This is a genomic window from Pseudonocardia sp. GCM10023141 (genome assembly GCF_042653605.1).
This window is the reverse complement of record NZ_JBHSIR010000017.1, coordinates 1-12,790: the sequence shown is the minus strand read 5'-3', so window position 1 is coordinate 12,790 and position 12,790 is coordinate 1. Positions and strand designations below refer to the sequence as shown.

Sequence of the window (12,790 nt, the reverse complement as noted above, 5' to 3'; positions counted from 1 at the left end):
CCCATGTCCTTCCTGCAACAGATCGCCGATGGGATCACGTCGGGATCCATCTACGGGGCGCTGGCACTCGCGCTGGTCCTCGTGTACCGCAGCACCGGGTTGGTCAACTTCGCGCAGGGTCAGATGGCCGTGGTGTCGACCTACCTCGCCTACACCGTGGTGAGCCTCGGGCTGCCGATCATCCCCGCCGTCCTCGTGGCCGCCGTCGCGTCGGCGTTGCTCGGCGGGCTGCTGGAGCGGTACCTGATCCGCCGCTTCGAGGGCGGCAGCCAGGTGATCACGATCATCGTCACCGTGGCCGTCCTGATCTGCCTCAACGGGCTCATCAGGCTGATCTGGGGCGCCGAGCTCAAGCCGTTCCCGTCGCTGTTCCCCACCGCGAACCTGGCGATCGGTCCCGTCTTCGTCACCGCCTCCGACGTCGGCGTGGTCGCGGCACTCGTCGTGATCGTCATCGCCCTGCAACTGCTGTTCCACCGCTCCCGGTTCGGGCTGGCGATGCGGGCGGTCGCGGAGAACCCCGAGTCCAGCGCGCAGTCCGGGCTGCCCGTCGGCACCCTGCTGATGAGCGGGTGGGCGCTGGCCGCGGTGGTCGGCGCGATCGCCGGCTGCCTCGTGGCCCCGACGATCTCGCTGCATCCGGACATGATGGACGCCGTACTCGTCTACGCGCTGGCCGCGGCCGTGCTGGGTGGCCTCGACAGCCCGCTCGGCGCCGTGTTCGCCGCCTGGGTGATCGGGATCGCGCAGAACCTCGCCGGCACGTTCATCGCCGCCATCGGATCCGACCTGCAGATCCTGGTGCCGATGCTGCTCATGGCGGTGGTGCTGCTGGTGCGGCCCCAGGGCCTGTTCGGGCGCCGCGAGGTGGTGCGGGTATGAGGCGCCTGCGCTGGATCGCCGCCGTGGCCGCCGTCGTGGTACTCGCGCTGCTGCCGCTGTCGGCCAGCCCGTTCCTCAACCTGCAGATCGCGCTGGTCGCGGCGTACGCCGTCGCGATCCGCGGCCTCGACGTGATCACCGGGCACGCCGGGCAGGCCTCGCTGGGGCAGGCCGCCTTCTTCGGGCTGGGTGGCTACATCGCCGCGTACGGCTTCGCCAACGGCTGGCCCGTGGTGCTCGGCCTCGTGCTCGCGATCGGCGGCACCGGCCTGGTCGGTGCGCTGATCGCGTTGCCCGCCGTCCGCACGCGCGGCTTCGCCTTCGGCACGATCACGCTGGCGCTGCCGGTGATCGCCGTTCCGCTCGCCGTGCGGCTCAAGGACGTCACGGGCGGTTCGGAGGGCCGGACGGTCGAGGCGCTGCCCGCACCGGAGTGGTCCGGGCTGGCCGATGACCAGTGGCGCTACTACGTGGTGCTCGTGATCGCCGCGGTGGCCTTCCTGCTGGTGCACAACCTGCTGCGTGGCCGGGTCGGGCGCGGCCTGGACCTGTTGCGCACCAACGAGATCGTCGCGACCGCGATGGGCGTGCCGGTCACCCGCTACAAGGTGCTCGCCTTCACCGTCTCCGCACTGTGCGGCGGGCTCGGCGGCTGGTTGTGCCTGGTGGCGGTGCAGTTCATCTCGCCGGAGACGCTGCACCTCAACCTCACGATCCTGATGCTCGTGGCCGCGGTCGTCGGCGGGCTGCGCAGCTCGCTGGGCTCGGTCATCGGCGCCGCCTTCTACGTCGTGGTCCCGTCCGTCACCGACCAGGTCGCGCCCGGGCGCTCCTACCTGGTGTTCGGGATCGCGCTGCTCGTCGTGCTGGTCTTCTTCCCGAAGGGCATCCACGGCGGGCTGGTCTGGATCCTCGCGCGGTTCCCGGCTCGCGCGCCGCACGTGCAGGAACCGACGGGTGCCGGGGGACCGCGGGCGACCGCGGCGCCCTCGCCGGCACGCGAGGGCGAACTCGTCGGCCATCACCCCCACCCGAATCCACAGAGGACACCCTGATGCGATCACCGAAGCTCGTCGGGCTGCTCGCCACCACAGCCGCGCTCGCACTCGCGCTCACCGCATGCGGTGGCCGCGCAGCCACCACCGACGCCGGAGCCGTACCCGGTATCACCGACACGACCGTCACGATCGGCTCGAGCTTCGCCCTGTCAGGCCCGCTGGGCGCCAACGGCACGGCCTCGAAGGGCGCCGCACTGGCGTACTTCGAGACCGTCAACGCCGCCGGCGGCGTCATGATGTCCGACGGGAAGCAGCGCAAGATCACGTTCGTCTACTACGACGACGCCTACACGCCGGCCAAGGCGGTGCAGAACTACAGCAAGCTCGTCGAGTCCGACAAGGTCTTCAGCCTGTTCCAGACGTTCGGCACCGCCACCAACCTGGCGATCATGAAGAAGGCCAACGCGGACGGCGTTCCCGAGGCCTTCGTCAACGCGGGCGACGCCGTGTTCAGCAACGACCGCACGGCCAACCCGTGGACGATCGGGTGGCAGCCGACGTACGCGTCCGAGGGCGTGGCGTACGGCAAGTACCTCGCGTCGCTGGGCAAGCCGCTGACCGTGGCCGTGCTGCGCCAGTCCGACACGCTCGGCGACGTCTACCTGCACGGGCTCGAGGAGGGCGTGGCCGGATCGCAGGTGACCATCGCAGGAGTCGAGTCCTACTCCCCCACCGACGCCACCGTCGACAGCCAGATCACCAACCTGGCCGCGACGAAGGCCGACGTCCTCTACCTCGCCGCGATCCCGTCGGTGGTCGGCGGCGCGATCAACCACGCGTTCACCCTGGGCTGGCAGCCCAAGGTCGTGATCGCCAGCGTCAGCTCGTCGATCAGCCAGGTCATCGCGCCCGCGAAGCTCACCGGCTACCCGGAGCTGTACTCGGCGTCGTTCGTGAAGCGAGCCGACGACCCGCTCTGGGCGAACGACCCGGCCGTCACGACCATGACGGCGCAGATGAAGCGCTACGCCGCCGACGCGAACCCCATGATCTCGAACGCGCCCTACACCTACGCCGCGGCCGCGGCGCTCGTCGAGGCGCTGAAGGGCATGAAGACGATCAGCCGGCAGGGCCTCATGGACTCGCTGAACGCGCTGAAGGTCGACGACATCGACATCCTGCTCCCCGGTCTCGGTGTGGACGGCACCAACCGCACCGCACCACCGGTCAACGGGATCACGTTGCAGCACTTCGAGAACGGCGGGTGGGCGAACCTGCCGGCGCCCGGCCACTGAGTCGCCACCCGCCGCCGGTCAGTAGGCCCGCCCGATCAGCACCGCGTGCTTCGCCGGTGCGCCGGTGACCAGGCAGTGCGACGCGGGCGGGTCGGCGTCGACGATGCAGCGGATCGTGGCGCCCCCGATCTCGCCGAGCGCCTGCTCCGACTCGGGCGTGCCGGACCAGGCCGCGAGGAACAGGCCGCCGTCACCGACCCGCCGGGTGAACTCGCCGAGGTCGGTGACCGGCCGGGTGTGCTCCTCCCGGAAGCTCCGCGAGGCCGCCAGCAGCCCCTGCTGGATCTCGCCGAGCAGGTCGGTGGCAGCCCGGGCGGCGCCGTCGAGCGCGACCGTGGTCTTGCTGCGGTCGTCGCGGCGGACCACGGTGGCCCGCCCCGCGGCCAGCTCCCGCGCACCCAGCTCGATCCGGACGGGCACGCCCTTGAGCTCCCAGCCGACCGAGCGCCGTCCGAACGAGGTGTGGGTACGCGCGTCGACGTGGGTGCGCACCCCGGCGGCGCGCAGCGCGTCGGCGATGCGCCCGACCTCGGTGGCCGTCTCGACCGCGTCGTCGAGCTGCAGGATCACCACCTGGTGCGGCGCGATCGCCGGCGGCAGGCGCAGCCCGTGGTCGTCGCCGTGGACCATGATCGTGCCGCCGATCATCCGGGTGGACGTGCCCCACGACGTGGTGGCGACATGGCGGCGCTCGCCGTCGGCGTCGAGGTAGCAGATGTCGAAGGCGCGCGCGAAGTTGTACCCCAGGTTGTGGCTGGTGCCCATCTGCAGCGCCTTGCCGTCGCGCATCAACGCCTCGCAGGTGAAGGTCTGGTCGGCACCGGCGAAGCGCTCACCGGGCGACTTCTCCCCCACCACCACCGAGATCGCGAGCGACTCCTCCATGAACTGCCGGTAGACCTGCAGCATGCGCTCGGTCTCCGCCGCCGCGTCGGCCGCGGTGGCGTGGGCGGTGTGGCCCTCCTGCCACAGGAACTCGGTGGTGCGCAGGAACATCCGCGGCCGCAGCTCCCACCGGACCACGTTGTTCCAGAGGTTGAGCAGCATCGGGAGGTCCCGGTGGGACTGGATCCACTTGGCGAAGTAGTGGTTGATGACCGTCTCGGACGTGGGACGCACCACCAGCGGCTCGGCGAGCTCCTCCCCGCCGCCGTGCGTGACCACCGCCAGTTCCGGGGAGAAGCCCTCGACGTGCTGCTTCTCCTTCTCCAGGAAGCTCATGGGGATGAACATCGGGAACGCGACGTTCTGGGCCCCGGTCGCCTTGATCCGCCGGTCCATGTCGGCCTGGATGAGCTCCCAGATCGCGTACCCCCACGGTCGGATGACCATGGTCCCCCTGGCCGGGCCGTTCTCGGCCAGTTCGGCGCGAGCGATGACGTCCTGGTACCAGGCGGGGAAGTTCTCCGCCTGCGGGGTGAGTACGGCCTTGGCCACAGAGCTGCCTCTTCTTGCGTGCGAACGGGACACCGAAAACGCTAACCACACCGGCAAACCGTTAACGGCACGGGGAACCTTATGTGCAACGTTTCTCTTGTTCGTTGCATCAAAGTCGGCATACGATGCAGGAGTGAGTGCTGCCGGTCACCGAACGGACGAGGCCTCGACCACCGTCGATGTCCGACCGGACGCCGCGCTGGCACTGCGGCTGGCCAGGAAGGCGTTCATGGCGGGCGAGCGGGTGGACCTGCAGCAGCTCGCCGCCACGCTGGACGTCGATCGCACGACCCTGTTCCGCTGGGTCGGCAACCGCGACCAGCTCCTGGTGTCCGTGCTCACCTCGCTCGCCGATCCGACACTGCGCGGCGCAGCGGAGGCAGCCACCGGAACCGGACCGGACCGGATCGGGCGGGTGGTCGGCCTGTTCTGCCAGTCCCTCATCGACGCCACCTACTACCACGCGTTCCTGCAGCGCGAGACCGAGCGCGCGCTGCGCCTGATCACCACGAAGGCGAGCCCGCTGCAGCAGCACGTGGTCGCCGGGTTCGAGCGGCTGCTCGAGCAGGAGCGCGACCGTGGGCACCTCGACCCCACGATCCCGCTGCCGGATCTCGCCTACCTCGTGGTGCGGATCGCCGAGTCGTTCATCTACACCGACCTGATCACCGGCGAGCAGCCCGACGCCCACAAGGCCGACGTCGCGATCGCCGCACTGCTGCACGGATCGCAACACCGCTGAGAAGCCACCACTCCCGACGAGGAGACCGACATGGTCAGCACCGAGGGCACGTGCGAGGACCGGTTCCACGGCGTTCGCGCCGCGCTGGAACAGAACCTGGGGACCGGCGAGGAGGTGGGCGCGTCGCTGGTGCTCGACATCGACGGCGAGCGGGTGATCGACCTGTGGGGCGGCCACCGCGACGCGGCCCGCACCACGGCGTGGGACGAGCACACCATCACCAACGTCTGGTCGACCACCAAGACCGTCACGGCGCTGGCCGCGCTGATGCTCGTCGACCGCGGGCTCCTCGACGTCCGGGCGCCGGTGGCCGACTACTGGCCCGAGTTCGCCGCCAACGGCAAGCAGGACGTCCGGATCCGGCACCTGCTCTCGCACACGTCCGGCGTCTCCGGGCTCGACCAGCCCGCCGTCATCGAGGACCTCTACGACGCGGACAAGGCCGCCGCGCGCATGGCCGCGCAGGCCCCGTGGTGGGAGCCGGGAACCGCTTCCGGCTACCACGCGCTCAACTTCGGCCACCTCATCGGCGAGGTCGTCCGCCGCATCACGGGGAAGTCGCTCAAGCAGTTCGTCGCCGAGGAGATCGCCGGTCCGCTGGGAGCCGACTTCCAGATCGGTGCGGCCGAGCCGGACTGGAGCCGGATCGCTGACGTGATCGCGCCGCCGCCGCTGGACATCGACCTCGCGGCCGCGGGCACCGACAGCCCCGCCTACCGGACGTTCACCGGCCCGGTCGCCGCCGCGACCGACGCCAACACCCCGGGCTGGCGCCGGGCCGAGATCGGTGGCGCCAACGGCCATGGCAACGCGCGATCCGTGGCGCGGATCCTCTCCGTGATCGCCCGCGGCGGCACGGTGGACGGTGTCCGGCTGCTGGGCCAGGAGACGATCGACCTCATCTTCGAGGAGCAGGCCCATGGCGTGGACCTCGTGCTGGGCGTGCCGCTGCGCTGGGGCATCGGCTACGGGCTCCCCCAGGCCGACACCCTGCCGTGGATCCCCGAAGGCAGGATCTGCTTCTGGGGCGGGTGGGGCGGATCCATGATCATCATGGACCTCGAGCGGCGCATGACGCTGTCCTACATGATGAACAACATGGCCGCGGGCATCATCGGCTCGGTCCGCAGCGCGGCCTACACCCAGGCCGTCTACGCCGCGCTCGGCTGACCGGGTTCCCCACGACGAACGGCGCGATCGTCGCGTTCTACGAGACGGTCGCGCCGGTCGTGTCCTCTCCCGAGCGCTGTTGCAGCTCCCGTCCGATCCGCTCCGCGACGGTGGTGAGGCTCTGCACCCAGCCGGCGAGCCGATCGCGGCGATAGCGCGCCGTCGGCATGGCGATCGAGAGGGCGGCTGCGACGGAGCCTGCCGGGCCGGGAACCGCGCAGCCGATGGCCGTCACCCCGGCCTCGGTCTTCTGGTCGTTGACGGCTAAGCCCTGCCGGCGGATCCGGCGCAGGTCGCGCAGCAGCGCGGCCAGATCGGCGACCGGAGAGTCCGGCACGGCGTACAGCGCCGTCACGACGGGCTCGGGGAGTGCGGCCAGCGCCACCCGGCCACCCGAGACGAGGTGGGCGGGCAGCATCCGACCCTCGCGGTCCCCAACCCGCAGCACCTGCCCGCACTCGGCGGTGGCCACGAACCGGGCCTGGTCGCCCACCACCACCATGAGGTTGGTGGTCTCGTCGGTGAGCGCGGTGAGCCCCTGCAGGTGCGGCAGCGCGATCCGGCGCAGCTCGGCAACCGGCTCGGGGGTGGGAGAGCGACGCAGGATCGGCCCCGCGACGTAGCGGCGGTCGTCGTCCTGCTCGGCGAAGTCGCGGTACACCAGCATCGCGAGCAGCCGGTGCGCGGTCGAGCGCGCCACCCCGAGCCGCACCGCCGCGTCGGTGACCGCAGCGGCCCCTCCTGCTGCAGGATCGCCGCCAGGTGCAGCGCGTGGTCGACCGAGTCGATCCCGTACGCCGGCTTGTTCTTCATGCCAGAACCTCAGCGTCCGCCAGGAAGAAGAGACCTATCGTTCGCAGCATGACCGCGACCGTCTCGCCCGTCACGCTGCATGCCACCGAAGGCCCCGGACAACCCGTCCCACACCCGAGCTCGACGAGCTCTACCGCGGCTTCGAGCAGGAACTGCTGGTACCGCTGTGGACCCCATGGCCTGGCTCGACGGCCTCGACATCCCCTTCGTCCACCACATCGGATCCGCCTTCTTCGAAACCGGCCCCGATACCGTCGACGACCACTCCACCCCCGACCGCTCCCGCGCCGAACGCCTCTGGGCCCATCCCGGGCTGCGCCCGGTCTCCCAACCCGGACCCACACCCAGCTCCCCCATCGCGGCCTACCGCTGGGAACACACCGACGCCGCACTCACCGACCAGCTCACCCTCGAGACCGAGGGCCACCCCGGCGTCGTCGAACCCGGACACGCCGCGGTCCGCTTCACCAACCCCACCACCGGCGGCGACGTCATGCCCACCATCCGCGCCGAGATGCACCGGCTGCGCCCCACCACCACCACCGCCACCCGCCGCGAGGTCGGCTCCGCGGTCTGGCAGGTCTTCGACGGCACCGGCACCGTCCAGGTCGGCGAACGCACCTGGGAGATCGCCCGCGGCGACCTCGTCGCCGTCCCGTCCTGGCAGCCACTCACGCTGCACGCCGACACCGGACTCGACCTCTTCCGCTTCGCCGACACCCCGATCTTCGAGAGCCTGCACGCCGACCGCGTCCAGATCGACACGAACCCCGGAGCTCGACGATGAGGCTGACGACCCTGCGCACGACGGCGGGCACCCGCGCCGCACGCATCGACGGTGCCCGGGCCGTGGAGATCGACGCTCCCGATCTCGGCGCGCTGCTGGCCGACCCGGGCTGGCGCGAGCGTGCCGCGGCCGCCACGCTGTTCGCCAAGTTCCCCGAGGCACTGAACGGGCCCGGCGACCCGATCACGCTCGACCCGGCGTCCGCGAAGATCGACGGGGAGGCCGAGCTGGCGGTCGTCATCGGCTCGCCGGTCCGGCGGGCCGGCGAGGAGCAGGCAGCCGCGGCAATCGCCGGCTTCGCCGTCCTCAACGACGTCACCCTGCGCGACTGGCAGTACCGCTCGGCGCAGTGGTTGCAGGGCAAGACGTTCGAGGCGACGACCCCGTTCGGGCCCGAGCTGGTCACACCCGACGAGCTGCCGGGGGGCGTGCGGCCTGCGCTGGAGCTGCGATGCACCGTCGACGGTGAGACCGTGCAGGCGGCGAACACCGCCGACCTCGTGTTCGACCCCGTCCAGCTCGTCGCCTACATCTCGACGATGATCACCCTCAACCCCGGCGACGTGATCGCCACGGGCACGCCCGGCGGCGTCGGCCACGCCCGTACTCCCCCGCGCTACCTGCGCGACGGTGCCCGGCTGGTCACCGCGATCGAGGGACTCGGCGTGCAGCGCAACGCCGCGCAGGCCGCGGTGGCGGTACCCGCATGAGTTGCCCTGTGTCAAGCCGCCGTCGGTTGATCTTGGTTGATGATGCGTTGGAGGGCGCGGTGGCGGTCGGGCACGAGCTGACCCACCTCGACCTCGCCGACGCCGCCCGCCGCTACGGCGCGCCCTACGTCGTGATCCACCGCAGTGACCTGCACGCGATACTCGTCCGCGCCTGCGGCGACGCCGGCGTCGACCTGGTCACCAGCGCCACCGTCACCGACGTGGCCGGCGCGCCCGAGCACGCCACCGCGATCGGCGAGCACCGCCGCGACACCGGCCGGATCGTGCTGGCCGCCGACGGCCTCGGCTCCACCCTGCGCGCCCGGCTCAGCGCGGACGAACCGGTCAGCTCCGCCTACGTCGCCTACCGCGGGACTGTCCCGGTCACCGACCTCGCCGACACCAGCGGCCTCGCGCTCTCCGACGTCGTCGTGTTCGTCGGGCCGGGTTGTCACCTCGTGCAGTACCCGCTGCGCCGCGGGGAGCTGCTCAACCAGGTCGCCGTCTTCCGCTCCCCGAAGGCGCTCGACGGCGAGGCCGACTGGGGCACCCCCGACGAGCTCGATGCCGCGTTCGCGGGCACCTGCGCGACCGTCCGCGCCGCACTGGCCGACCTCTGGCGCGACCGGTGGTGGCGCATGTACGACCGCGAGCCGATCGACACCTGGATCGACGGGCGCCTGGCGCTGACCGGCGACGCCGCCCACCCCATGCTCCAGTACCTCGCGCAGGGGGCCTGCCAGGCCATCGAGGACGCCGACTGCCTGGCCGAGCACCTCGACAAACACCCCGACGACTGGGACGCGGCACTGGCCGGCTATGCCCGCACCCGCACCGCCCGCACAGCGCACGTGCAGCGCACCGCGCGGCAGTGGGGCGAGCTGTGGCACGGCGACGGGCTGTTCCGGGCCACCCGCAACGCGCTGCTCAGGGATCGGGATCCGCACGACTACCGCCACATCGACTGGCTCTACCGCGGCTGATCGCCCCACCCGGCGGTGGGTGCGGCATGCTGGGGGCGTGTCCGAGACCCACACCGTCCGGCCCCTCGACGAGTCCACGTGGCCCGCGTTCGCCCAGCTCGTCGAGGCCAACAACGGCGTCTGGGGCGGCTGCTGGTGCGTGGGGTTCCACCTCGAGCTCGGCAAGGGTCGCACCCCGGCGCAGAACCGGGCCGAGAAGGAGCAGCGCGTCCGCGAGGGGCGTACCCACGCCGCGCTGGTGCTCGACGGCGACGAGTGCCTCGGGTGGTGCCAGTTCGGCCCCACCGCCGAACTGCCGGAGATCAAGAGCAGGCGGCTCTACGAGAAGGGGCTCGTGACCCTGCCCGACTGGCGTGTCACGTGCTTCTTCACCGGCAAGGGCCAGCGGCGCCGGGGCGTCGCCGATGCCGCGCTCGGCGGGGCGCTGGTGGAGATCGCCCGCCACGGGGGCGGCGTCGTCGAGGGCTACCCCGAGGAGACCGACGACCGCACGCTGTCGGGCTCGTTCCTCCACACCGGACCGATGGCCGCGTTCGAGAACCACGGCTTCACCCGCACCCGGCCGATCTCCCCGCACCGCTGGGTCGTGACCCGGACGGTCACCCTGCACTGATCCCGGCGAGCAGGGCGCGCACCGGCGTGGCCGGGCGCTGCAGGACCTTCTCCAACTCCGGACCGGTGGTGGCGAACTCCCCCGCACGCGCCGCGCGGAACATGCCCAGCAGCAGGCGCGCCTGCTCCACCGGCATGCCGTGCGCGATCATCGCGTCCGTCCACTCCGCGTCGTCGACGACGACCCGCCGGACCGTGCGACCGGTGAGGTCGCTGACGATCGCGGCCACGTCGGCGAGATCGAGCGCGTCCGGTGCCGTCAACGGCGGCGTCGGACCGTCGAACCGGCCCTCGTCGGCGAGGAGGATCGCGGTCGCCTCGGCGAGGTCGTCGTGCACCGTCCAGGAGACGGGCCCGTCGGCGGGCGCCACGAGCTCGCCGGTCTCCAGCGCGCGACCGAGCAGGTGCGGGATGGTGCTGGCGTAGAACCCGTTGCGCAGTGCCGTGAACGCGACGCCCGCTGCCGCCAGGTGCCGCTCGGTGGCGGCGTGGTCGGGCATGGGCGCGAAGGCCGAGTCGGCGGCGGCGGCCTGGTGGCTGGTGTAGAGGATGCGCCGCGCCCCGGCCACCCGAGCGGCACCGATCGCGGCGGCGTGGTCGGCGACCGCGTCCGCACCCGTGCGGCTCGTCGAGACGACGAGCACCTGCGCCGCGCCCTCGAATGCCGCGGCCAGCGACGACGGGTCGGCGAAGTCGCCGTGCCGGACCCGCACCCCGCGGGCGGTGAGGTCGGCTGCCGCCCCGGTGTCGCGGACGCTCACGCCGACCTCGTCGGCGGGCACCCGATCGAGCAGCCGATCGACGATCCGCGAGCCCAGCTGTCCGGTCACACCGGTAACGATGATCATGACGCACTCCTTTGATAACGACGTTCCCATCAACAAGCTACCACCGTTTGCAACCGACGATATCGACCACCTGCTAACGTTGGAAACATGGTGGAGAGTGCGAGCAGGCACGAGACGCGAGCGCACATCGTGGAGTGCGCGGCGCAACTGCTGGGCGAGCAGGGCGCGGGCGCGGTCACCACCCGCGCGGTCGCGCAGGCGGCCGGCATGCAGGCGCCCACCATCTACCGGTTCTTCGAGGACAAGGACGCGCTGCTCGACGCCGTCGCCGAGCACGTCTTCGCCACCTACGTCACGGAGAAGGCCCGCGTCGAGGACGCCGGCGACCCGGTTGCGGACCTGCGGGCCGGCTGGGACACCCACATCGGTTTCGGCCTGGCCAACGCCGCCCTGTTCGGGCTCCTCATCGATCCCCGCCGCGGAGCGCTGTCACCGGCCACGGCAGCGGGCATGGAGGTGCTGCGCGGTCGGGTGCACCGCGTCGCCGCGGCCGGCCGGCTCAGGGTGCCCGAACCCCGCGCCGTCGAGCTCATCCACGCGGCCGGCACCGGAGCCGTGCTGGCGCTGCTCGCCAGCCCGCCCGAACACCGCGATCTCACGCTGACCGACGCGATGTACGACGCCGTGACGCGCGCGATCCTCACCGACGCACCGGCCCTCCCCACCGATGACACCACCGCGGCGGCCGTCGCGTTCCGGGCCGTGGCGCCGGAACTGCCCGGGCTCAGCGACGGCGAGCGCGCGCTGCTGTGCGAGTGGCTGGACCGGATCACGGCCCGCTTGGGACGGATGGGCCAGCGAGTTGGGAGCGATGGACCCGCGAGTTGCGACGGATCGACCCGCGAGTACGGGTGATTTCGGCATCCGGGCGCGGTGATTTCGCCGTTTCGGCATGGTGATTTGGCGATTCTGACACGGTGATTTGGCGATCCCGACACGGTGATTTCGCGATCTCGACACGGTGGGGAGGAGGGGTGCGCGAGTCGGGACAGGATACACCGCGAGTAAGGCCCGATGGCCCGCGAGTTGCGACAGAACGGCCCGCGAGTTGCGACAGATGGGCCCGCGAGTTGGGTCGACGGTTGCGGGATTACGGGTCTGGCGGGTCGCGTTGGGTGGCGTGCCCGGCCTTACCGCCGGTCAGGTGCGGTTGGGTTCCGTGCCCGGCTTTCGTGCCGCCTCGCCGGCGGGGCAGATCTCCGAGAGGGGTCGTGCCCTCCCGTCGACCTCCCAGAGGGCTATCACGCGACCGCCCCACCGGCAGGCCTGAGAACGGGCCGGCTTTGGGTTGTGGCTGCCCGTGGGGCGGGGCCTTACCTCGCGTTTGAGGGTCGCGTTGAACGACTCCGCGAGCGCGTTGTCGGCGCTGGTCCCCACGGCACCCATCGACTGGGTCACCCCGAGCCGTGCGCAGAGTGCGGCGTAGCCCTTGGACGTGTAGACCACCCTGGGTTCAACCGGTCGTTGCAACACCGGGTTGTTGGAGTGAGCGTAGCTGCTCCTCGAACACTTC

General features: G+C 71.5%; 12 protein-coding genes and 2 pseudogenes. 10 read left to right on the top strand and 4 right to left on the bottom strand.

From position 1 onward, the window contains the following. The first annotated feature begins 3 nt into the window (after positions 1-3). From ACFPFQ_RS08540 to ACFPFQ_RS08530, 3 genes are read left to right on the top strand one after another with little or no spacing between them, the layout of a single operon-like run. Complete coding sequence (locus tag ACFPFQ_RS08540; protein WP_379616569.1) at positions 4-882, top strand: branched-chain amino acid ABC transporter permease; 879 nt, start codon at positions 4-6, stop codon at positions 880-882. Further along, positions 879-1,937 (top strand): branched-chain amino acid ABC transporter permease, encoded by a 1,059-nt coding sequence (locus ACFPFQ_RS08535; RefSeq protein ID WP_379616567.1) that lies wholly within the window; start codon positions 879-881, stop codon positions 1,935-1,937. Before ACFPFQ_RS08540 ends, ACFPFQ_RS08535 begins: the two co-directional genes overlap by 4 nt. Continuing rightward, complete coding sequence (locus tag ACFPFQ_RS08530) at positions 1,937-3,175, top strand: ABC transporter substrate-binding protein (RefSeq protein ID WP_379616565.1); 1,239 nt, start codon at positions 1,937-1,939, stop codon at positions 3,173-3,175. The genes ACFPFQ_RS08535 and ACFPFQ_RS08530 overlap by 1 nt, the downstream gene beginning before the upstream one ends. A gap of 18 nt (positions 3,176-3,193) precedes the next feature. On the opposite strand, the gene proS is transcribed toward ACFPFQ_RS08530, so the two are convergent. Further along, positions 3,194-4,612 carry a proline--tRNA ligase gene (gene proS, locus ACFPFQ_RS08525; RefSeq protein ID WP_379616563.1) on the bottom strand — a complete coding sequence of 473 codons (1,419 nt, stop codon included), beginning with the start codon at positions 4,610-4,612 and terminating at the stop codon, positions 3,194-3,196. Between the two features lie 133 nt (positions 4,613-4,745). Between proS and ACFPFQ_RS08520 the strand changes: the two genes are divergently transcribed. Further along, complete coding sequence (locus ACFPFQ_RS08520) at positions 4,746-5,354, top strand: QsdR family transcriptional regulator (protein ID WP_379616562.1); 609 nt, start codon at positions 4,746-4,748, stop codon at positions 5,352-5,354. A 30-nt stretch (positions 5,355-5,384) separates the two neighbouring features. Then, complete coding sequence (locus ACFPFQ_RS08515) at positions 5,385-6,524, top strand: serine hydrolase domain-containing protein (protein ID WP_379616560.1); 1,140 nt, start codon at positions 5,385-5,387, stop codon at positions 6,522-6,524. Positions 6,525-6,561: 37 nt separating this feature from the next. On the opposite strand, the gene ACFPFQ_RS08510 is transcribed toward ACFPFQ_RS08515, so the two are convergent. Next, positions 6,562-7,224, bottom strand: coding sequence for an IclR family transcriptional regulator (locus ACFPFQ_RS08510; protein ID WP_379616558.1), 663 nt, complete (start codon positions 7,222-7,224; stop codon positions 6,562-6,564). A gap of 282 nt (positions 7,225-7,506) precedes the next feature. On the opposite strand from ACFPFQ_RS08510, the pseudogene ACFPFQ_RS08505 reads away from it, so the two are divergent. From ACFPFQ_RS08505 to ACFPFQ_RS08490, 4 genes and pseudogenes are all read left to right on the top strand, one after another. Further along, positions 7,507-8,124, top strand: a pseudogene (locus tag ACFPFQ_RS08505) (cupin); the annotation flags it as partial. Continuing rightward, positions 8,121-8,834, top strand: coding sequence for a fumarylacetoacetate hydrolase family protein (locus ACFPFQ_RS08500; protein WP_379616556.1), 714 nt, complete (start codon positions 8,121-8,123; stop codon positions 8,832-8,834). The pseudogene ACFPFQ_RS08505 and the gene ACFPFQ_RS08500, both read left to right, overlap by 4 nt. A gap of 59 nt (positions 8,835-8,893) precedes the next feature. Beyond that, complete coding sequence (locus ACFPFQ_RS08495) at positions 8,894-9,817, top strand: FAD-dependent monooxygenase (RefSeq protein WP_379616554.1); 924 nt, start codon at positions 8,894-8,896, stop codon at positions 9,815-9,817. Between the two features lie 37 nt (positions 9,818-9,854). Beyond that, positions 9,855-10,430, top strand: coding sequence for a GNAT family N-acetyltransferase (locus ACFPFQ_RS08490; protein ID WP_379616552.1), 576 nt, complete (start codon positions 9,855-9,857; stop codon positions 10,428-10,430). Here the strand turns inward: ACFPFQ_RS08490 and ACFPFQ_RS08485 are convergent. Continuing rightward, positions 10,417-11,277 (bottom strand): NmrA family NAD(P)-binding protein, encoded by an 861-nt coding sequence (locus ACFPFQ_RS08485; RefSeq protein ID WP_379616550.1) that lies wholly within the window; start codon positions 11,275-11,277, stop codon positions 10,417-10,419. The genes ACFPFQ_RS08490 and ACFPFQ_RS08485 overlap by 14 nt on opposite strands. 87 nt (positions 11,278-11,364) lie before the next feature. On the opposite strand from ACFPFQ_RS08485, the gene ACFPFQ_RS08480 reads away from it, so the two are divergent. Then, positions 11,365-12,132 (top strand): TetR/AcrR family transcriptional regulator, encoded by a 768-nt coding sequence (locus ACFPFQ_RS08480; protein ID WP_379616548.1) that lies wholly within the window; start codon positions 11,365-11,367, stop codon positions 12,130-12,132. Between the two features lie 399 nt (positions 12,133-12,531). Here ACFPFQ_RS08480 and ACFPFQ_RS08475 read toward each other — a convergent pair. Then, positions 12,532-12,720 (bottom strand): annotated as a pseudogene (locus tag ACFPFQ_RS08475) (integrase core domain-containing protein); the annotation flags it as partial. Positions 12,721-12,790: the final 70 nt, after the last annotated feature.